This is a genomic window from Lysinibacillus phoenicis (assembly GCF_047238325.1).
Taxonomy (GTDB): Bacteria; Bacillota; Bacilli; order Bacillales_A; family Planococcaceae; genus Lysinibacillus; species Lysinibacillus irui.
Genome location: NZ_JBDFMP010000002.1, coordinates 3,617,139 through 3,637,687 on the forward strand (window position 1 = coordinate 3,617,139; position 20,549 = coordinate 3,637,687).

21 protein-coding genes are annotated in these 20,549 nt (G+C 37.3%); 20 read left to right on the forward strand and 1 reads right to left on the reverse strand.

All coding sequences use genetic code 11. The annotated features are described in order from the left end of the window. The first annotated feature begins 1 nt into the window (after position 1). The 3 genes from ABC382_RS19585 to ABC382_RS19595 all read left to right on the forward strand — a co-directional run bounded on the left by ABC382_RS19585 (position 2) and on the right by ABC382_RS19595 (position 3,519). Positions 2 to 526, forward strand: a complete 525-nt coding sequence (locus tag ABC382_RS19585; RefSeq protein WP_322611120.1) for a FixH family protein — start codon at positions 2 to 4, stop codon at positions 524 to 526. A gap of 120 nt (positions 527 to 646) precedes the next feature. Next, complete coding sequence (locus ABC382_RS19590) at positions 647 to 1,219, forward strand: TetR/AcrR family transcriptional regulator (protein ID WP_274794414.1); 573 nt, start codon at positions 647 to 649, stop codon at positions 1,217 to 1,219. Between the two features lie 110 nt (positions 1,220 to 1,329). After that, positions 1,330 to 3,519: a YhgE/Pip domain-containing protein gene (locus ABC382_RS19595; RefSeq protein ID WP_274794413.1), complete on the forward strand. Its 2,190-nt coding sequence runs from the start codon at positions 1,330 to 1,332 to the stop codon at positions 3,517 to 3,519. Between the two features lie 220 nt (positions 3,520 to 3,739). On the opposite strand, the gene yhfH is transcribed toward ABC382_RS19595, so the two are convergent. Next, positions 3,740 to 3,865, reverse strand: a complete 126-nt coding sequence (gene yhfH / locus ABC382_RS19600; RefSeq protein WP_004230455.1) for a protein YhfH — start codon at positions 3,863 to 3,865, stop codon at positions 3,740 to 3,742. Positions 3,866 to 4,009: 144 nt separating this feature from the next. Here yhfH and lplA point away from each other — a divergent pair, with 144 nt between their 5' ends. The 17 genes from lplA (at position 4,010) to hisG (ending at position 20,547) form a co-directional block, all read left to right on the forward strand. Further along, on the forward strand, positions 4,010 to 5,002 hold the full coding sequence (gene lplA, locus ABC382_RS19605; RefSeq protein WP_312506041.1) for a lipoate--protein ligase: 993 nt from the start codon (positions 4,010 to 4,012) through the stop codon (positions 5,000 to 5,002). 100 nt (positions 5,003 to 5,102) lie between these two features. After that, complete coding sequence (locus ABC382_RS19610; protein ID WP_312506040.1) at positions 5,103 to 5,807, forward strand: response regulator transcription factor; 705 nt, start codon at positions 5,103 to 5,105, stop codon at positions 5,805 to 5,807. After that, the gene (locus tag ABC382_RS19615; RefSeq protein WP_274794410.1) at positions 5,807 to 6,790 is read left to right on the forward strand and encodes a sensor histidine kinase; all 984 of its coding nucleotides are present in this window, start codon (positions 5,807 to 5,809) and stop codon (positions 6,788 to 6,790) included. Before ABC382_RS19610 ends, ABC382_RS19615 begins: the two co-directional genes overlap by 1 nt. Before the next feature lie 11 nt (positions 6,791 to 6,801). After that, a complete protein-coding gene (locus tag ABC382_RS19620) occupies positions 6,802 to 7,227 on the forward strand; it encodes a hypothetical protein (protein ID WP_274794409.1) in 426 nt (141 codons plus the stop codon). Between the two features lie 12 nt (positions 7,228 to 7,239). Then, positions 7,240 to 8,016 (forward strand): ABC transporter ATP-binding protein, encoded by a 777-nt coding sequence (locus ABC382_RS19625; protein WP_274794408.1) that lies wholly within the window; start codon positions 7,240 to 7,242, stop codon positions 8,014 to 8,016. Beyond that, positions 7,988 to 9,922 (forward strand): FtsX-like permease family protein, encoded by a 1,935-nt coding sequence (locus ABC382_RS19630; RefSeq protein ID WP_274794407.1) that lies wholly within the window; start codon positions 7,988 to 7,990, stop codon positions 9,920 to 9,922. Before ABC382_RS19625 ends, ABC382_RS19630 begins: the two co-directional genes overlap by 29 nt. A gap of 142 nt (positions 9,923 to 10,064) precedes the next feature. Beyond that, entirely contained in the window at positions 10,065 to 11,612 is a 1,548-nt protein-coding gene (locus tag ABC382_RS19635; RefSeq protein WP_274794406.1) for a fatty acid--CoA ligase family protein, read from the forward strand. A 252-nt stretch (positions 11,613 to 11,864) separates the two neighbouring features. Beyond that, positions 11,865 to 12,509, forward strand: a complete 645-nt coding sequence (locus tag ABC382_RS19640) for a VTT domain-containing protein (protein WP_274797377.1) — start codon at positions 11,865 to 11,867, stop codon at positions 12,507 to 12,509. Between the two features lie 149 nt (positions 12,510 to 12,658). Continuing rightward, complete coding sequence (locus tag ABC382_RS19645) at positions 12,659 to 13,888, forward strand: EAL and HDOD domain-containing protein (RefSeq protein WP_274794405.1); 1,230 nt, start codon at positions 12,659 to 12,661, stop codon at positions 13,886 to 13,888. 169 nt (positions 13,889 to 14,057) lie between these two features. Continuing rightward, positions 14,058 to 14,900 carry a YitT family protein gene (locus ABC382_RS19650; protein WP_274794404.1) on the forward strand — a complete coding sequence of 281 codons (843 nt, stop codon included), beginning with the start codon at positions 14,058 to 14,060 and terminating at the stop codon, positions 14,898 to 14,900. A gap of 48 nt (positions 14,901 to 14,948) precedes the next feature. Continuing rightward, entirely contained in the window at positions 14,949 to 15,266 is a 318-nt protein-coding gene (cccB, locus tag ABC382_RS19655) for a cytochrome c551 (protein WP_274794403.1), read from the forward strand. A 122-nt stretch (positions 15,267 to 15,388) separates the two neighbouring features. Then, positions 15,389 to 16,324, forward strand: coding sequence for an HPr(Ser) kinase/phosphatase (gene hprK, locus ABC382_RS19660; RefSeq protein WP_274794402.1), 936 nt, complete (start codon positions 15,389 to 15,391; stop codon positions 16,322 to 16,324). Positions 16,325 to 16,379: 55 nt separating this feature from the next. Further along, entirely contained in the window at positions 16,380 to 17,201 is an 822-nt protein-coding gene (gene lgt / locus ABC382_RS19665; RefSeq protein ID WP_312506031.1) for a prolipoprotein diacylglyceryl transferase, read from the forward strand. Between the two features lie 15 nt (positions 17,202 to 17,216). Then, a complete protein-coding gene (gene ppaX, locus ABC382_RS19670) occupies positions 17,217 to 17,858 on the forward strand; it encodes a pyrophosphatase PpaX (protein WP_274794400.1) in 642 nt (213 codons plus the stop codon). A gap of 5 nt (positions 17,859 to 17,863) precedes the next feature. Next, positions 17,864 to 18,406: an acyltransferase gene (locus tag ABC382_RS19675; protein ID WP_274794399.1), complete on the forward strand. Its 543-nt coding sequence runs from the start codon at positions 17,864 to 17,866 to the stop codon at positions 18,404 to 18,406. 331 nt (positions 18,407 to 18,737) lie between these two features. Continuing rightward, positions 18,738 to 19,910 carry an ATP phosphoribosyltransferase regulatory subunit gene (locus ABC382_RS19680; protein WP_274794398.1) on the forward strand — a complete coding sequence of 391 codons (1,173 nt, stop codon included), beginning with the start codon at positions 18,738 to 18,740 and terminating at the stop codon, positions 19,908 to 19,910. After that, on the forward strand, positions 19,903 to 20,547 hold the full coding sequence (gene hisG / locus ABC382_RS19685; protein WP_274794397.1) for an ATP phosphoribosyltransferase: 645 nt from the start codon (positions 19,903 to 19,905) through the stop codon (positions 20,545 to 20,547). The genes ABC382_RS19680 and hisG overlap by 8 nt, the downstream gene beginning before the upstream one ends. Positions 20,548 to 20,549 lie beyond the last annotated feature (2 nt).

A 20,549-nucleotide genomic window follows, 5' to 3' on the forward strand; every position in this document is an offset into this window, starting at 1 on the left:
GATGAAAAGATGGTTATTCGCACTAATTGCAGTACCTACATTATTAGTAGGATGTGGAGAAAAAAAAGAGGCTTTACCAGAACCAGAAGTGCCGCAAATTCCAGATGTAGAAATTTTAACACCAAAAGAAGTATCGCTTAATGAAACAATTGAGCTGGCAGCACATGTAGAACAAGGTGGGCAAAATGTTGATGATGCTGTGGTAGAGTTTGAGGTTTGGGAATCAGGGAAACGTGATGAAGGACAAATGATTAATGGGAAATTAGAAAAAGATGGTGTTTATAAAGCATCGACAACATTTGATCATGACGGTGTTTACTATATGTATGCACATACTACAGCAAACGGTGTTCATAATATGCCAAAGCAACAAATTATTGCTGGAAGCCCTGATATGACACAGGTTTTACCAGAGGATGAAAAATCCAATAACAGCATGGATAATAACATGATGAATCATAGTAATAATTCGTCAGATAATACAGAACATGATGACGAAAAAAAAGATGAAAAAAATCATCATTAAATGCTTGCTTTTTTTATAAAATAGGAATATGATAATGACCAGATGACCGAAATGGTTTTCTGGTCATTTTTATGAAGTGTACGTTAGATGTACATAACCCAACAAGAAAGGATGTTACTAATGGATCGTAGGCAGGAAATTATTGAAGCAGCTGCAAAGTCTTTTACATTGTTTGGCTACAAGGCTACGACGATGGAGCAAGTGGCGAAAATTGCCAATGTCGGTAAAGGTACGATTTATACATTCTTTGCAAATAAAGAAATTTTATTTCAAGAGATCGCAATGTCACTTGTACGTGAAATGAAGGCGGAAGCGGATGCAGTGTTGGATGCATCAGCAAGCTTTATGGATAATGCGCATAATGCTTTAATGAAAATGCTACAGTTCCGTGAAAAACATCTTTTATTTGCAAAGCTTATCGAAGAAGAAAAAGAATTACGAACACCAGCTGTTAAACAGGTGCTACTACAGATAGAGACAGAAATTTTATCGTATGTTGCAGAGTTAATACAAAGACGTATTAATAAAGGTGAAATTAGAGAATGTGACGCAGAGCTTGTTAGTTACTTATTGTTAAAGGCATATCTTGCTTTTGTTGTCGATTGGCATGAGTTACACGGTGATGTGATTCCTGAAGAGAAGATTCTTAATCTTTTTAAGGAAACCATTTTTCGAGGCTTAATTGTAAATTGATTCGTTGAATCCAGTAAGTTTTTGCAAAATTGTTGAGGTTGATTATTTTTTTTGAATGAAAATGACCAAATGACGTTTTCGGTCAAATAGTTTAGGAGTGAGGATATTATATGATTAAAGCTGAATGGCTGAAGATCTTTAAAACGAGAAAAATGCTTGTCTCAATCATTGCTGTGCTCTTTATCCCAGTAATGTATGCGGGTATGTTTTTATGGGCGTTTTGGGATCCTTATGCAGGGCTGCCTAATCTACCAGTAGCTGTTGTAAATGAAGATACTGGTGCTGAGATGGATGGCGTTAAATTAGATTTAGGGAACACCTTAGTCGATAAGTTGATGGATAGCGAACAATTTAACTTTATAGAAGTTTCAAAGGATGAGGCTGAAAAAGGTTTAAATGGTCGTGATTATTATATGATTCTAGAAATTCCAACAAATTTCTCTGAACATGCTACAACGCTATTAGATGACAAACCATCAAAATTAGTGATGAATTACATTCCAAACGAGGGACTAAACTTCCTTGGTGCTCAAATTGGTGAAACAGCCATGGATCGTGTACGGGCAGAAGTAAATGCACAAGTATCAGCGACTTATGCTGAAAAATTATTTGACTCTATTGCAACACTTGGAGATGGCTTTACAGAGGCGGCAGATGGCTCCCATAAGCTAGATGAGGGTGCACAAAAAGTAGCAAATGGTGCAAAAGATTTAAAAGGGTACTTAGAGCAATTGGCATCAAGTACAGTTGAATTATCTAATGGTACAGATAAACTAACAAAAGGTGCTGGAGATGCTGCAAAAGGTGCGAATGATTTATCTAGTGGTTTAGTCAAACTACAAGATGGTACTGTTCAATTACAACAAGGTGCACAGCAAGCAGCAAATGGTGCTTCTAGTCTAGAACAAGGGTTATCGCAATACACACAAGGTGTTGCAAAAGTTGGTGCAGGTTTAAACACTTTAAACGACAAACAACAACAAATTAGTGCAGGGGCAGCATCTATTGCTGAAAATGCAGGTGCCTTAAACGGTGCAGCAAATCAACTTACAGCTGGTTCTGCAAAAGTTGAAGAAGGTATTACAGCTTTAGCAAATCAATTACAAGGTATGATGGCTTCAATGCCTGAAGAGCAAGCAGCTGTATTAAAACAAACATTAACAGAACTACAAGCAGGAAGTGCTAGTGTGCATAATGGTTTATCATCATTATCTGCTGGAACAGAAAAACTTCAAGCGGGTGCTAATCAAGTAAGCTCTGGTGCAAGTCAAATTGCAGCAGGTCAAGCAGAAGTATTAGCAGGGGCTAATGCATTAACAGCGAAAAGCAGTGCTTTAATGGAAGGTGCCAAAGGCTTACAAGCAGGTAATGCGACATTAGCGGCAAAATTAGGTGAATTACACGCAGGTGTGAATACAGCTGTAACAGGTTCAAAAACGTTAGCATCAGGATTAAATGAATTAGCGAGTGGTACAACAACATTAAATCAAGGTACTTCTACACTTGCGTCAAAATCTGGTGAGCTAGCACAGGGTTCAGCAACACTTGCAGATGGTTCTACTGAATTAGCAGATGGTACATCTACTTTATCTGGCAAATTAGGTGAAGCAAGTGAAAAAGCAAATGAAGTAAAAGCAAATCAAGACACTTATGATATGGTAGGTAGTCCAGTTGAAGTTGAAAAAGAATCTGTTAACCATGTTCCTAACTATGGTACAGGTTTCGCACCATACTTCATTTCTCTTGGCTTATTCGTAGGAGCATTATTAATTTCGATTGTGTTCCCACTTGTTGAACCAGCAATTCGCCCAAAAAATGGAGCAACTTGGTTTACAAGTAAAGTAACTGTATTAGCAGTTGTAGGTTTAATACAAACATTGTTAACGGTAGTTATTGTTAAATGGGGTCTAGGACTTGAAGTGAATAACATGGGCTACTTTATCGTAACAGCATTATTAACTAGCTATGTATTCTTAGCTTTAATTCAAATGCTAGTTTCAATTTTTGGTGACCCTGGACGTTTCATGGCAATTGTCGTGTTAATTTTACAATTAACAACAAGTGCAGGTACGTTCCCACTAGAATTAATCCCATCACCATTACAAGTATTTAACAAGCTATTACCGATGACATATACGGTTCAAGCATTTAAATCAAGCATTTCTACTGGCGATACATCATTCTTAATGCAAAACTATGGTGTTCTAGCTGGATTCTTAGTAGCATTCTTAGCAATCACTTTCGGTTACTTCATGCTACTTCACAATAAACGTTACTCTAAAGTAGCAGAAGAAAACTAATTCATAAAGCACTCACCAAAGTTGGTGAGTGCTTTTTGTTCATGTTAAAGGATTGTCAATGAATCTTATCGACAACATAAAACACCAGCTGATATGAGCGTATCAGCTGGTGTTTTGTAAGTGTAAGAGATTTAATTAAGGGTTCATCAAAATATGATGAAGGGTGTCAATATTGCTACGTGTGGGGCACGTATATGACAATTACAGAATAGGCAAATGCTTATAGGTGGTTACATTTTTCACAAGTGTTGCTGTAGCATTCGCTTTGTTCTTCCATCTTTTCACCGCACTCAGTACATTGCTTTGCAGGTAAATTCTTGAAAAATTCAACTACGTTTTCTAACATTGTGGACTCCTCCTTTAAGTTCATCTGTACTATTACTGTTTCTATATTTTCTAGTGTATTATAACAGATGCGTTTCGTCAACACAAAATGCCTAATTTACGTTAAAATTAAAATGGATATTTTGTGAAGGAGGAAACGTAAACTATGATTTTCGTTGATAATAAAGGGATCCATGATCCACGTATTAATCTTGCTATTGAGGAGTATTTGTTAAAAACAATGGACGTTGAGAAAGAGCCTGTGCTTCTTTTTTACATCAATCAACCGTCCATCATCATCGGGAAAAACCAAAATACAATTGAGGAAATCAATACAGACTATGTAGAGGACAATGGCATTATTGTAGTGCGCCGTTTATCAGGGGGAGGAGCTGTTTATCATGATTTAGGGAATCTTAACTTCAGCTTTATTACAAATGATGATGGCAATAGTTTTATGAATTATAAAAAATTCACACAGCCAGTGGTAGATGCTCTAGCAAAAATGGGTGTGAATGCAGAGCTTTCAGGACGCAATGACATTCTTGCAGAGGGGCGTAAAGTTTCTGGAAATGCTCAGTTTTCTACAAGAGGGCGTATGTTCAGCCACGGCACATTGATGTTCGATACAGAAATTGATGCGGTTGTCTCTGCATTAAAAGTCAAAAAGGATAAGATTGAATCGAAAGGTATTAAATCTATACGTTCCCGAGTAGCAAACATTTCAGAGTTTTTAAAGGAGAACATGACGATAGAAGAGTTTCGCCTTGAGATTTTGAAATCCATTTTCGGTGGAGAAGAAAATATTCGTTATTATGAGTTAACAGAGGAAGATTGGGCAAATATTCACAAGCTATCAGCAGAGCGTTATCAAACATGGGAATGGAACTTTGGGAAATCACCGCGCTTTAACATTCAAAAAACACATCGTTTCCCAACAGGTGGTATTGACATCCGCCTAGAAGTGAACCATGGAGTAATTGAAGAAGCACATATTTTTGGTGATTTCTTTGGTGTAGGTGATATGGCTGATATAGAGCAGCGCCTAATTGGGACAAACTATGATCGAGCGGCCATTGCTAATGTATTAGCAGACATTGATATTCCTACATATTTTGGTGGAATTTCAACTGAGGACTTTTTACAATTAATTTATTAAGGAAAATTCGGTTTCGTGTACTATTTTAGCCTAAAGGTTCGCTGACAATTATGTCGTCGAACCTTTTTTTGATACAATATAGAAAGAAAGGAGTGTTGATATGGAAAAGCATCGAATATTCATAGTCGAAGATGATGTTAAAATTGCATCGTTACTAGCGGAAACGCTTAGAAAATATCAATACGAAGTTGCAACAATTCAAGAATTTGATCATCTTATTGAAGAATTTACAGCATTTAATCCACATATGGTGCTGCTTGATATAAATTTACCAGCCTATGATGGCTACTATTGGTGTCGTCAGCTACGCCAGCATACAACGTGCCCAATTATTTTTATTTCTGCTCGCTCAGGAGAAATGGACCAAATTTTCGCACTTGAAAATGGGGGAGACGATTTCATTACAAAGCCGTTCAACTATGAGATTGTTTTAGCTAAAATTCGCAGTCATCTACGCCGTACATATGGTGAGTATGCAGCAAGGCAAGAGGAGCGGACAATTAAGCAAGGACAGCTTGTACTTCATTTAGAAAGAATGGAGCTACATAAAAATGATTTAGAAATTCCACTTCAGAAAAAAGAATGTATCATTCTAGAATTACTGATGGGGAATGCGCCAAAAGTCGTGACACGTGAGCAACTTTTAGAGGAGCTGTGGGACGATCAGGCATTTGTTGATGAGAACACATTGAATGTTAATATGACCCGAGTACGTAAAAAATTAACCGATTATAACATATCGTCAACTATTGAAACCGTACGTGGCGCTGGTTATCGATTTATATTAAGTGCGGGTGAACTGTAGTGGGCTGGAAATTATTTTTACGTGATTATGCTTCATTTATAGTGTTCCAGCTTTTATTAGTTGGCTTTATCATGGTCATCTATGGACTAGACGGTTTCCGAAATATTGATACGGCTATATATTCCTTTTGTATTAGCCTTGTACTATTAGCTTCCTTTTTACTTGTCCGTTATTTAATGCGACAACGATACTTAGTGAAAATAACCCAGCTTCCAACAGCGATGGAGGATGTGCTCCAAAAAAATGCGAAGACGCCAGAAGCTATGCAAACTGAGAAATATATGCATGAATTGTATCGTCTTTATCAGCATGAGCTACATGCATTATATGCCAGTCAAAAGAGACATGATCAGTTTATGAATCAATGGGTACATCAAATGAAAACACCAATTTCTGTAATGGAGCTATTATTACAGGATGACCGACCTCTTGATAAAAAGAATATACAGGAGGAAATAGATCGCTTGCGTAGAGGCTTGGACATGGTACTAGTCAATGCGCGTTTAGAAAATTTTGAGGACGATATGCAAGTTGAGCAGGTTGTGCTTAAAGCAATTGTTACTGCAACTGTTAATGAAAATAAACGTTTATTTATTACGAAAAGAGTTTTCCCAGAAATTCATATAGACGATAATCTTATTGTTGCGAGTGATTCAAAATGGCTTCGCTTCATTCTAGGACAATTTATTACAAATGCTGTGAAATATACTTTTGAAGCCAATAAAAAAATTACAATTTCTGCCATAACGAAGGATGACTTTGTACAGCTAGCCATTTGTGATGAGGGAATTGGAATTCCAGCTTCCGATCTGTCACGTGTGACGAAGGCCTTTTTTACCGGGGAAAATGGGCGAAAAACAGGGGAATCTACTGGGATGGGCCTGTATTTAGCCAAAGAAATCTGTGAAAAACTAGGACATGATTTGGCTATTACGTCAGAGGTAGGAAAAGGGACGATTGTGACTGTTACATTTACAAACTAGGGGGCGCTAGAATGGTAGAAGTACGTATTGAAGATTGGGTATTAACGATTGATAAGGAGAAAACAAAAGCTCTTTATATGACTCATATGCAACATGGAGATACATTAGCTTATCAAAATTTCCTCATAGCAAATGAAAAGCTAGGCGTAGAACTACTGCATTTTTCAAATATGCTTGGGTTAAACTTACAACAACCGACATTATTGAATGCATTTCCTGTCGAAGATCAAAAGATTATGTACAGTGGGTATTATACGGTATGTGGTGAGATTGTAGATGGAGAAATGGATGCTTGGGATGTCATTATTGGAGAACATTGCTTTAGTTTGGTAGAGGAAGAGTCCGTAATGGCATTGATAGAGCCTCATTTTCAAATTGGCTTTGAGGTAGTATTAGAGTGGCTTTTACCACAGCCATTAGAATTAATGAAGAAATAAGGTGAATGAAGGATGCCTATTTTACAAATTAAAGATGTGACGAAAGTGTATGAAGGTAAGGTCACGCACCGTGCTTTAAATCAATTGAGCTTTGATGTTGAAGAAGGTGAGTTTCTAGCTGTTATGGGGCCTTCAGGAAGCGGTAAAACAACATTACTGAATATTATTTCAACCATTGATGAACCGACAAGTGGAGAAATCATACTGGATGGAATGAATCCACATAAGCTGAATGCAACAGAGCTTGCTTACTTCAGAAGAAGACAGCTCGGTTTTGTCTTTCAAGATTTCAATCTTTTGCATATGCTGACGGTTGAAGAAAATATCGTGCTGCCATTAACTTTAGATCAGCAGCCGCTAGAAGTAATGGAGGAACGTCTAGCTAGTATTGTTGAAAAGCTAGACTTAACTTCTTTTCTTCATAAACGTCCAAATGAAATTTCTGGTGGACAGGCACAAAGAACTGCCATTGGGCGAGCACTTATTCATAATCCTAGCCTCATTTTAGCAGATGAGCCAACGGGTAATTTAGATTCGAATTCTTCACGTGATGTGCTAGAACTTTTAACGAAAGTTAATCGTGAGAAACAAACAACGATTGTGATGGTCACGCATGATCCGATTGCAGCAAGCTATTGTGATCGAGTGTTATTCATTAAAGATGGTGAATTTTTCAATGAAATTTATCGTGATGATCGTCGTCAAATGTTTTTCCAACGCATATTAAATGTTTTGAGCTTACTAGGAGGAGGGCAAGTAGGTGACCTTTCGACAATTCGCTTACCGTAATGTCGTGCGGAACAGCCGTATCTATGGTGCCTTTTTCATGGCAAGCTTTTTTTCGGTGGCTGTATTTTTTATCTATTCCATGTTAATGTTTCATCCAGATATTGAACGAGGGATATTAGGCGAAGTATCCCTGATAGGAATGGTGGGTGCAGAAATTGTACTCGTCCTCTTTACATTATTCTTTTTATATTATTCCATGAGTGCCTTTTTAGAGGCTAGATCCCAAGAATTCGCCATTTTATTGCATTTGGGAATGGAAAAACGCCAGATGAATCGACTTGTTTTTTTAGAAACAATGATCATTGGATCTGGCTCCATCATTGTAGGGATTGTGTTTGGCTTCTCGTTTTCCAAATTCTTTTTTATGATTGTACGAGAAATTTTGCATTTAGATGATTTACCCCTTTACGTTTCCTGGGAGCCATTTTTACTGACAATTGGAGTGTTCACAAGTGCGTTTGTAGTAATTTCATTTATTAGTGTGTACTTCACACGAGAGCGAAAATTACGTGATCTTTTAAAAGGTAGTGATTATTTAAATAGCCTAGCTACCTATTCAAAAATCCGAGCTGTCTATGGTGTTGCTTTAATTTTAACGACATATATTTTAGCGTTTGTTGTAGGACATACTTCTTTGATCGGTTTAACCCTGTTAATCCCATTTTCCGCAACATTTGGAACGTATTATTTTTTTAGTGATTCCGTTCCTTGCTTTTTAGATTTAGCCCGGGGAAAACGCAAATATCATTGGCAGCGGTATCGTCTACTATCTCTTGCTGAACAAACTCATATTATGATGGATAATGTAAAAATGTTTTTCGTTGTAACGATGGTATCAACCCTTGCATTTTTATCTGTTGGTGTTTTAGCGACTATGTCCTCCTATACAACCCAATATGATCGGCTAAATCCATTGGGGCTCGTTTATAAAGGGGATGTCGATAATCCATATGAACGAGAGCATATCAATTCATTAAGGCTACAATTAGAGGAGAAGGGTTTATCCTATCAGCTTTCTCGTTTTATTGTAGTGAAGCAAACCTCTTCTTTTACACGCAATGAGGTTGAGGTCTTTCGAGAGTCCGATATGAATGTCTTACTTTCTTCTTACAGCTATCCTTTGTTGAATTTAGGATCTGGAGAGGCAGTGTTTATCCCTTATTCAGAGGATTCACTAAAAAAGTTAAAAAATAGAATCGTGCATACCGTGCTAGAGGAAAATAATATACCGATAACGATTGATAGTGTCTATCCAAAAATAGTATTCCCTGGTTCGATTGTAAGTGTCAATTCCATCGTCATCAGTGATGAAGATTTTGCTAAGCTTGTTCGTCCAATTGCTGATCAAGACATTATTCAACCAAGCTATCATTTATTTACGTTTGTGATTCCACAGTGGATGGAGACTAAGGAAATCGGTAAAAATATAGATTATCTAGAGTCTAATTTGTATTTTATTAAGAAGGATAAATTTAGTCCTTTTTACTTTGAGAATGCTGGATTAAATTATTCTTATATACTAGCTACTTACTCACTCTTTACATTAGTAGGTGTTTTAGTTGCCACTGTCTTTCTACTTGCAGCTGGGAGCTTTATCTATTTCAAATTGCATACGTCACTTGAACGAGAAAAGCGCAAATTTGATGTATTAAAGCGTATGGGTTTAACCGATGCAGAGCTTAAAAAGCTTGTTAATCGTCATTTATTTCCTCAATTCTTCTTACCATGGGGTGTTGCGATGATGCATAGTGCCTTTGCTTTTCTAATGGTTCAAGGCATTTTGAGAGACATTGCAAATATTTCGATTGTAAAAGAAGTGTTCTTTGCTTTTGGCTTTTTTGTGTTAATACAAGTCGTCTACTTTTATTTAATTCGTTGGCGCTACATCTCTCATATTCGTTCATGATGTATTTGTTTAAAAGAGCAAAAAATGAATTATTTGACGTAATTTACGACATGAAATAAAAAGACTCATTGTCTTTTAGATATATTTCTTATATAATATTACTGAATAACGATTCATTTTATACGATAAGGGGATGGTGTAATTGAATTTAGTTTCACGTGTTCACCAACAGGCAACAGAACAACCGGAAAAAGTTGCGTATCATTTTATGGGGAAGGATACTACTTACGGGGAATTTGAGCTTACAGTTGGTCGCTTTGCAAAGGGGTTACAAGATTTAGGCGTTGAAAAAGGGGATCATGTGGCGTTTTTACTCGGCAATACGCCTCATTATTTAATTGCTTTGTATGCAACAATGCGCTTAGGGGCAACAGCAATACCAGTCAATCCAATCTATACACCTGATGAAATTTCATATATTTTGCATAATGGGGATGTAAAAGTAGTTATTGCGCTGGATGCTTTGCTACCACTTGTTGAAAAGGGTGTACAAGCTTTTCCGCAAGTAGCATCATTCGTTATTTGTGAAACAACGCCAGATGTAGTAGAAAAAGTGGCTGCTTTATCACCACAAGCACAAGAAAAGACACATTTATTTACACAAGTTATCGCTAATGCTTCTCAATCTTTACAGCCTATTGAAGTTGCAGATGACGATAATGCTATCATTTTGTATACTTCTGGTACAACAGGCAGTCCAAAGGGTGCCATGCTGACACATGGCAATGTCTATTCAAATGCTCGTGATGTTGCCCATTATTTAGGAATTAAGGCGGATGATCGTGTTATCGCTACTTTACCGGTATTCCATGTATTTGCCTTAACGGTTGTAGTCAATGCGCCTTTATTAAGCGGAGCTACAGTTTTACTTACACCAAGATTTAGTCCTACAGAAATTTTTGCACTAGCGAGAGAACAAAAAGCAACAGTATTTGCTGGTGTTCCAACTATGTATAATTTCTTATATCAATTACCTGAGGGCAATCCAGAAGATTTCTCGACAATTCGTTTGGCCATTTCAGGTGGTGCCTCTTTACCTGTTGCACTATTACATAATTTCGAGCAGAAATTTAATGTGCGTGTGTCCGAGGGGTATGGCTTATCAGAAGCTTCACCCGTTACATGCTTTAATCCGCTAGATCGTGATCGAAAAGCCGGCTCTATTGGTACTTCCATTAGTAATGTAGAGAATAAAGTGGTTGATGTGAACGGTCAGGAAGTGCCTGTTGGCGAAGTAGGGGAGCTAATTGTACGTGGTCCTAACGTAATGAAGGGCTATTATAAAATGCCAGAAGAAACAGCGATGGCGATACGGGATGGCTGGCTTTATACAGGAGATTTAGCAAGAGTAGATGAGGAAGGGTATTTTTATATTGTTGATCGCAAAAAAGATATGATTATTGTTGGGGGCTATAATGTTTATCCTCGAGAAGTGGAGGAAGTCTTGTTTACCCATAATAATATTGTGGAGGCAGCAGTTGTAGGGTTCCCAGATCCTAACTTAGGGGAAGCCGTTCATGCATATGTTGTACTAAAAGAAGTAGCAGCCACGTCTACAGAGGACCTCCTTTCTTATTGTGCTAAGCATATGGTAAAGTATAAAGTTCCAAAAGTAATCGAGATTTTAGACGAACTTCCGAAGAACACGACAGGAAAAATACTACGTCGTTCATTAAAAGAAAAAGTTTAAACGAGAAAAGCTACTATTGAAAAATGGTAGCTCTTTTTTTGTACATTATTCGTATAATAGTAAAATCAGTTGAGCGTAACTATCTGTAAGTGATAAAATCAAACTTGTGAAATCTTCTACATACTTTTCAAGAGCTTGTCATATAGTGAGGAAGTAATGTAAAAAGACGTACAAAACTTGGAACCCTTTGATGTGGAGCTACGTCAAAGCTTTTAGTAAAAATACTATTGAAAGAGAGCATACAAAAACATGATTGAACTCATTAAAGAGTTAATAAGCTTTATTATCCATATTGATGTACATTTAGAAGAAATTATTCGTGATTTTGGCAATTGGAGTTATCTTATTTTATTTGCGATTGTTTTTGTAGAGACAGGCGTTGTTATTTTCCCGTTCTTACCTGGTGATTCATTGCTATTTGCAAGTGGTACACTAGCAGCTGCAATGGGAGCCTTTGATATGTGGATTCTAATCCCTGTATTTTTAGCAGCAGCTATTTTAGGAGATACGATGAACTATCATATTGGTCATAAGGTAGGAACATCTATACCTCCAAAGAGCCTTCTTGGTAGAGTTGTGAAGAAAGAACGCATGGAGGCAGCAGAAAAATTCTTTAATACTCATGGTGGGAAAACGATTGTTATAGCCCGTTTTATGCCATTTATTCGTACATTCATTCCGTTTGTAGCCGGTGCAAGTAAAATGAACTATAGCTACTTCCTTCTTTATAATATTCTTGGTGCCGTTTTATGGGTTTTCAGCTGTACATTACTAGGCTATTTCTTTGGGAATATTCCTATTATCAAAGATAACTTCTCAATAGTACTTATATTGATTATCTTTATCTCTGTTGTACCTGCAGTAATCGGAGCCATTAAATCCAAAGTTGGTAAATAATAAGGACAGTCCTTGTGATGAAAAAATCACTTGGACTGTCTTTTTTTGGATTAGTAGGACCGTGTTAAATTATATTGAAGTATAAGCATCAGGTTGTAAAAAATGCTATACTTAGAATTACTAGAATATGGAGAAATGGGGGTATCGAAATGGAAGTATTTATTGGCAGACAGCCTATCTTTAATCTTCATGAGCAGGTTGTTGCGTATGAATTATTATATCGTGGCAAAAACGTAAATGCCTTTCCAATGGTTGATTCAGACGCAGCAACTATTGACGTCCTTGTGAACTCATTTCTTTCAATTGGTTTTGAAGAAGTAACAAAAGGTAAACCGGGTTTTGTTAATTTTACAGAAAACTTATTGATGAGCTCAATTCATGAATTTTTAAATCCCTCACAGGTTGTGATTGAGATATTAGAAGATGTTCCGCTTACCCCACAGTTAGTTGAACGGGTGATTGAGCTGAAAAAACATGGATTCCAAATAGCATTAGATGATTTTATTATGGAAGAACATGTAGAAGTTTATGATGAACTGTTCGAACAAGTCGACTATATTAAAGTAGACTTTTTAGCTTCATCTATCGTAAAAAGAATGGAGATTGAAAGTGAAGTAAAGGAAAGATTTCCACATATTCAATTACTCGCTGAAAAAGTAGAAACTCGCCATCAATTTGAAGTGGCTAAATCCTCTGGGTATGTATTGTTTCAAGGCTATTTTTTTGAACAACCTCAAATAATACACGCAACAGACATTCCAGCGAATACGATCCAATACATTCATATCATCTCATTACTAAAAGAAGAAGAGCCAAATATTCAACTACTAGCAGAAAATATTGAACGGGACATCTCATTGACGTATAAATTATTACAAATGATTAATAATTCTTCTAAGCGCTCAAAATCTAAAGTACGCTCTATTAAACAAGCCATTGTCCTCCTTGGGATTTCGAATTTACGAAAATGGATTTATTTATTGGCTATGCGAGAAATGGATATAGATGCCGACTCTGATTTATTTAAAGAAGTGATGTGTACATCTTTATTCCGTGCAAAGGTCTGTGAGAAATTAGCGAAGCTTTCCTACAAAAAGAATTTCTCGGAATATTTCTTAGTGGGCATGTTTTCACTAATTGATACATTACTTCAAAGACCGATGGAAGCTATTCTACACCAGCTTCCATTTTCGGAGGATATCACGAATACAATATTAGGTAATGAAACGGACATGACACCTTATTTGGAGTTTAGTATCGCTTTAAGTAAATTAGACTGGGAGCGATTAGAGGGGCTAGCTACACAATTGAATATCCAATTAGTTGATATTGATCAATTATATTATGAGGCCATGGAATGGGCAGAAAAATCATTTTAAATGACTGTACTCTTATTAAGAAGCTATCTTATTTTCAGGTGAGTTAGCTTCTTTTGTATGTCTACAAGACAGTGCTTTCTTCATCAAGATGAAGTTCTCAATGTGAAAAGTATTTGCTATAATCATCACGTCTTTAAAAAATTCTGATAGTTGAAGTGGGCGTGGGGAAATGAAGCATGATGTGAGAGAAAGCATTGTGGAGTATGTGTATGTGATAGTAGGAGCGGCAATAATAGCTATTGGTTTTAATGTCTTTTTATTACCAAATCAAGTCGCTTCAGGTGGGGTCAGTGGAATTAGTACGATTTTGCATGGTTTATTTGGTTGGAATCCGGGAATTGTTCAATATGCGTTTAATATTCCACTATTTATTGCTGGAGTGTTGTTGCTGGGCAAAAAATTTGGTATTAAATCATTTATCGGTACGATTACGTTACCGTTTATTGTCTTGTTAACAAATAGCTGGGAACCTTGGACTGATAATTCTTTACTTGGAGCTCTTTTTGGTGGAATTGTTGTTGGATTAGGAATAGGACTGGTCTTTAAAGGGAATGCTTCAACTGGTGGCACTGATTTACTAGCGCAAATCATTACGAAATTTACTGGATTATCGCTTGGTACGAGTGTGCTATTAATAGATGGAATCATTGCGATTAGTGCAGCAGTTGTTTTTGATTTAGAGAAAGGTTTGTATGCCTTGATTGGACTTTATGTAACGACAAAAACAATTGATATCATTCAGCTAGGTTTTAGTCAATCTAAAATGGTCTATATTATTACGGTGAAACAAGATGAAGTTCGGCAAGCCATTTATGCTGAAATCAATCGTGGAGTCACGAAGTTACAAGCCATCGGAGGTTATACGGGAGAAGCACGACCAGTTCTTATGGTTGTTGTTTATCAAACAGAATTCACAAAGCTGAAACAACTCATTAAAAGCGTTGACCCATCAGCGTTTGTTATCGTTTCTGATGCGTATGAGGTATTAGGAGAAGGTTTCAAACGTGCATAATTTTGGTATAATGGCGGCGTAAGATAATTATTATGAGGAGGGGTACTAATGAAAAAAGCAATGTTAACATTAGTGTTCGGATCAGCAATCTTTTTAGCTGCATGTGGCGGCGGAGATAAAGAGGCAACTAACAATGAAAGTGCCGCTGCTCCGGATGGTGAAGCAATTGCTATGAAATCTTGTGTTTCTTGTCATGGTGGCGAGCTACAAGGTGCGACTGGACCAGCATTAAACGATGTAGGTTCTCGTTTATCAGAATCAGAAATTTTAGATATTATTAATAATGGTAAAGGTGGCATGCCTCCTGGAGTTGTTAAAGGGGCAGATGCTGAGGCAGTTGCTAAATGGTTAGCTACTCAGAAATAATACTATTCAAAACTAGCGGACTGGAGAGCCGCTAGTTTTTTTGTTAAGAGTAAATACATTTCTTTTATACATAGACATGCTAAAATAAGGAGAACCTTATCCATTGATTGGAGGCTTTTTCATTGGTCGTAGTATTAACAAGAGATGTTATGGAGAAATTTAAGTTAGAGTTATTAGCTGGTGAGGAAGGGATTGGCAGAACAATAGTGACAAGTGATATTTCAAGACCTGGACTTGAAATGGCAGGTTATTTTACACATTATCCTGCTAATCGTGTACAATTGCTTGGCAAAACAGAGCTATCTTTTTTTGAAATGCTGCCAGCAGATGTCAAGCTAGAGCGTATGCGTTTGCTTTGTTCGCAAGATACGCCTGCTATTATTATTTCTCGAGATTTAGAAGTGCCAGAGGAGCTTATACAAGCTTCCAACGAAAAGCATGTTCCAGTTTTTAAAACACATATGACGACAACAAAATTTTCGAGTAGATTGACAAACTACTTAGAGGGACGCCTAGCACCAATGACAGCAGCCCATGGTGTACTCGTCGATGTGTATGGAATTGGTATTTTAATTATTGGGAAAAGTGGCGTAGGTAAAAGTGAAACAGCACTTGAGCTTGTAAAAAAGGGTCATCGATTAGTAGCAGATGACTGTGTAGAAATTCGTCAAGAATCGGAAAACTTATTAATTGGTAGTCCACCACCTTTGTTGGAGCATTTATTAGAAATACGTGGTATTGGGATTATTGACATTATGACACTATTTGGTGCGAGTGCAGTGCGTCCATATAAACGTATTACACTGATCATTGAGCTGGAAATTTGGGACCCGCAAAAAGTTTATGATCGATTAGGCTTAGAAGAAGAGAAAATGAAAATAATTGATACTGAGCTGACAAAATTAACAATCCCAGTACGCCCAGGGCGCAATGTCTCCGTTATTATTGAAGTAGCTGCGATGAATTATCGCTTGAAGAAAATGGGAGTTAATGCAGCTGAGGAATTTTCAAGACGCTTAGATGAAGTCATTTCGTCGAATGATGTGTTAGACGATTAATACAAACAAACAAACAAACCATCCATGATTAATGACATATTGAGAGGGGTAGAAGATGGATTTATTACTATTACAGATTAACCCGATTGCTTTCCATTTAGGGCCAATTCCAGTGCGTTGGTATGGATTGCTGATTGTGTCGGGAATCATTTTAGCCTATGTTGTCGGGCAGAGAGAGGCTGTTAAGAGAGGATTGCCTGAAGACTTCCTTGCAGACTTGTTATTATGGGCAGTGCCAATATCCATCATCTGTGCACGTATTTACTATGTGTCAATGCGATGGGATTACTATAGTGAAAATCCCGGGAAAATCATTGAAATATGGAATGGCGGTATTGCCATTCATGGTGCCCTCATCGGGGCATTTGTCACAGCTTACATATATACTCGTATAAAAAATGTAAGCTTTTTACGAGTAGCGGATATTGCAGCACCAAGTATTTTAATCGGTCAGATTATTGGTCGATGGGGCAACTTTATGAACCAAGAGGCCTATGGTGGAGAGGTATCTAAAGCATTTTTAGAAAATCTCATGCTGCCAGATTGGATTATCAATCAAATGTATATCGAAGAATTAGGTTCGTATGTACATCCGACGTTTTTATATGAATCCGTCTGGAACCTTATTGGGCTTATTATTTTACTTGTTTTACGCAAAGTAAATTTAAATCGTGGGGAAATTTTCTTTAGTTATTTAATTTGGTATTCAATTGGTCGTTTCTTTATTGAAGGAATGCGTACAGATAGTCTGTATCTTGTAGGCGATTTACGCTCAGCGCAGGTTGTATCTATTATTGGGATTATCGTTGGACTTGGAGCGATTATTTATCGCAGAATAAAGGTAAAACCAGCCGTGAAATACTTGGAAAACAAATAAGGGGATGTAAAAAATATGGCTGTAAAAGCTCTACTATTCGACTTTGATGGAACTTTACTTAATACAAATGATTTAATCATTCAAACATTTATGCATGTGTTAAATGAGCGATTTCCCGGGCAATATTCGCCAAAAGACTGCTTGAAATTCATTGGTCCATCCCTGAAACAGACATTTAATGACATTGCTCCAGGTGAAGAGGAGGCTTTAATAGCAAAATATCGCGCTTGGAATATAGAACATCATGATGAACTTGTGAGCCAATACCCTGATGTAGTAACAACGCTAGAACAATTAAAAGCACAAGGTATTCGCTTGGCCATTGTTTCGACGAAACGTAATGATACCATTGATCGAGGACTTTCAATACTAGGTGCTACACATCTATTTGATGTCCGTATTGGCACAGACGATGTGAAAAATGTAAAGCCTGATCCAGAGCCAGTCCTACTAGCTTTGGAGCGCTTAGGGATAGACAAGGAAGACGCAATTATGATTGGAGATAATTCGCATGATATTGAAGCGGGTCATCGTGCAGGAGTAAGAGCAGCAGGTGTTGCTTGGGCGATTAAAGGTGAGGCATACTTACAGCAATATCAACCAGAATATATGCTTCAGCATATGACGGATTTATTTGATATTGTGAAAGAGGGGTAAGTTAGATGGCGCGTAAAACAGAACGTTACCGTGTTGAAGGAGCTAATTCGCTTTGGAATATTTATGACACGGTGTCCTTTTGGAAGGTGATGAAGTGTTTCATTGTCATTCAAATCGGACGCTTCACACCATTTTTACGTGTGAAAAACTGGTTATATCGTACATTTTTAAATATGACAATTGGCGAGCGAACTTCATTAGCGTTGATGGTTATGCCAGACACTATGTTTCCTGAACGTATTTTCATTGGAGAAAATACGGTAATTGGTTTTAATACGACCATTTTAGCGCATGAATATTTAATAGAAGAATACCGTTTAGGTGATGTTCATATTGGTAATGAAGTCATGATTGGAGCAAATTCAACGATTTTACCTGGTGTAACAATTGGAGATGGTGCTATTGTTTCAGCCGCCTCCCTCGTACATAAGGATGTACCAGCAGGTTGTTTAGCAGGAGGAAACCCTATGAGAATTATTTATACTGCTGAACAAATGGCAGAGCGTAAGCGTAATGAAGTTGTAGAGTGGAGTACGCCACAAAAGTAGAAAAACTCACGTTGTATGGAGACATACTTCGTGAGTTTTTTTAGTATAAAGGCTATCCAGAACACTTGTAGGCATAGCTTTTATTGTGATGGTCCATGAAAGTGCTTCGTCATAATATAGTCCAAATACACATATTGTTTAAATTTAAAGAAATGATGTTATGGGTTCGTACACCATACAATGTGTATAATTAACAGAAAAATAAGTATTTAAAGATTGTGAAAATAGAGAAGATAACGTTGACTGTTTAAGCAAAATAAGTTAGAATTCTTTCATAATCTAATTCTCTAATACTCTAGTGAATTAAAGTGTGATATAAGGATGTGACCATATGTCTTCATTAAAAATGTTTGAAAAACCACTTGGAATGCGTGATACATTCCCGCAAATCTATGAGAAGGTTGAAGCCGTTAGACATGCAGGCAGAGACTTTTTATATAAAAGGGGTTATGAGTTTATTAAAACACCTGCTGTGGAATATTTCGATACGGTCGGGAAAGCTTCAGCGATAGCGGATGCTCATTTATTTAAATTGGTGGATAGTCAGGGGAACACACTAGTATTGCGACCAGATATGACAACGCCTATTGCTCGAGTAGCAACATCGAAATTATTGAAAGAAATGATTCCACTACGCCTTGCGTATTTCGCAAGTGTTTTTCGTGCTCAAGAAGCTGAGGGAGGAAGACCAGCAGAGTTCGACCAGATGGGGATTGAGTTAATAGGTGATCAATCCGTATTTGCTGATGCAGAAGTCATTGTTACAGCAATGGAGCTATTGAAGCATTTTAAATTAGAGGAATTTAAAGTGACAATTGGTCATGCAGGCATCCTTCATTGCATTTTACAAGATTACACAGAGAGTAACGAGCAACAAGCAATACTAAGAGCTTTGCTTGTCCAACGGAATTATGTAGGGTTTGAAGAAGCGGTGGAGTCATTTGATTTGCCAAAAGCTAAAACCGATGCTCTCCTCCAGTTTATAGAAGAAGCAATGAATGTAAGGGATATTCGGGATATTGAAAAATATGTACGTAAAAATGATGCGTTAGAGTATATGCAGCAGCTTGCTCAGCTACTAGAAATGGCTGACTTAGCTGAACATGTTACTTTTGATTTCACACTTTCGAGTCATATGAGCTATTACACTGGCATGCTTTTTGAAGTATTTGCGGTAGGGAGCGGTTTTCCGTTAGGGAATGGTGGCCGTTATGATGGCTTGCTAGGGGTATTTGGTTCAAAGGTTGGTGCGACAGGTTTTAGCATTCGAGTTGACCGATTATTAGAAACGTTAAATGGGGAGTCAGAGAAACAACAGGAAGCAACCGTTGTGCTCTTTGAGGAAGAACAATTTGAGGCAGCATTGTTAAAGGTCAAAGCATTGCGAGCAGCAGGGAAATTGGCTACTTTACAGTTACGTAGCAGCCTAGTAGATGAAGCAGCCTATTTAGCTTACTTTACAGAAGTGGTGGTTGTAGGACAGGAGGAAATTGGCAGTGAATGAATTAACGATTGCAATGCCAAAAGGGCGAATCTTTGAAGAGGCCTATCGAATGCTATTAGAGGCAGGCTTTAATTTACCAGCAGAAGTAGAAATGTCACGTAAATTAATGATTGAAATACCAGAGGAAAAAATTCGCTTTATTTTATCAAAGCCAATGGACGTTCCTGTCTATGTTGAACATGGTGTTGCTGATATTGGGATTGCTGGAAAGGATGTTTTGTTAGAACAGCAGCGTGAGGTTCATGAATTACTCGATTTAAAAATTAGTAATTGCTATATCGCATCTGCAGGTTTACCAAATACATCAATGAATGAAATTGCACCTCGAATTGCTACGAAATATCCGAATATCGCTATGAAATATTATAAGGGAATTGGAGAGCAAGTAGAAATTATCGAACTTAATGGATCTATTGAATTAGCACCGATGATTGGTTTAGCGGATCGTATTGTCGATATTGTTTCTACTGGCCGTACACTAAAAGAAAATGGTTTAGTAGAGTACGAATTTATTACTGCCGTTTCTTCACGATTAATAGCAAACCCTGTAAGTTATCGTATGAAGGGTGAGCGTATTATGGATCTTGTCAAGCGATTGAAAAAATGTGTGAATGAGCACAAAAATAATCAAATTTAGTT

Coding starts and splice junctions, on each gene's coding strand:
- ABC382_RS19585 (WP_322611120.1), top strand. CDS start 2: ATGAAAAGATGGTTATTCGCACTAATTGCAGTACCTACATTATTAGTA.
- ABC382_RS19590 (WP_274794414.1), top strand. CDS start 647: ATGGATCGTAGGCAGGAAATTATTGAAGCAGCTGCAAAGTCTTTTACA.
- ABC382_RS19595 (WP_274794413.1), top strand. CDS start 1,330: ATGATTAAAGCTGAATGGCTGAAGATCTTTAAAACGAGAAAAATGCTT.
- yhfH (WP_004230455.1), bottom strand. CDS start 3,865: ATGTTAGAAAACGTAGTTGAATTTTTCAAGAATTTACCTGCAAAGCAA.
- lplA (WP_312506041.1), top strand. CDS start 4,010: ATGATTTTCGTTGATAATAAAGGGATCCATGATCCACGTATTAATCTT.
- ABC382_RS19610 (WP_312506040.1), top strand. CDS start 5,103: ATGGAAAAGCATCGAATATTCATAGTCGAAGATGATGTTAAAATTGCA.
- ABC382_RS19620 (WP_274794409.1), top strand. CDS start 6,802: ATGGTAGAAGTACGTATTGAAGATTGGGTATTAACGATTGATAAGGAG.
- ABC382_RS19625 (WP_274794408.1), top strand. CDS start 7,240: ATGCCTATTTTACAAATTAAAGATGTGACGAAAGTGTATGAAGGTAAG.
- ABC382_RS19645 (WP_274794405.1), top strand. CDS start 12,659: ATGGAAGTATTTATTGGCAGACAGCCTATCTTTAATCTTCATGAGCAG.
- ABC382_RS19650 (WP_274794404.1), top strand. CDS start 14,058: ATGAAGCATGATGTGAGAGAAAGCATTGTGGAGTATGTGTATGTGATA.
- cccB (WP_274794403.1), top strand. CDS start 14,949: ATGAAAAAAGCAATGTTAACATTAGTGTTCGGATCAGCAATCTTTTTA.
- lgt (WP_312506031.1), top strand. CDS start 16,380: ATGGATTTATTACTATTACAGATTAACCCGATTGCTTTCCATTTAGGG.
- ppaX (WP_274794400.1), top strand. CDS start 17,217: ATGGCTGTAAAAGCTCTACTATTCGACTTTGATGGAACTTTACTTAAT.
- ABC382_RS19675 (WP_274794399.1), top strand. CDS start 17,864: ATGGCGCGTAAAACAGAACGTTACCGTGTTGAAGGAGCTAATTCGCTT.
- ABC382_RS19680 (WP_274794398.1), top strand. CDS start 18,738: ATGTCTTCATTAAAAATGTTTGAAAAACCACTTGGAATGCGTGATACA.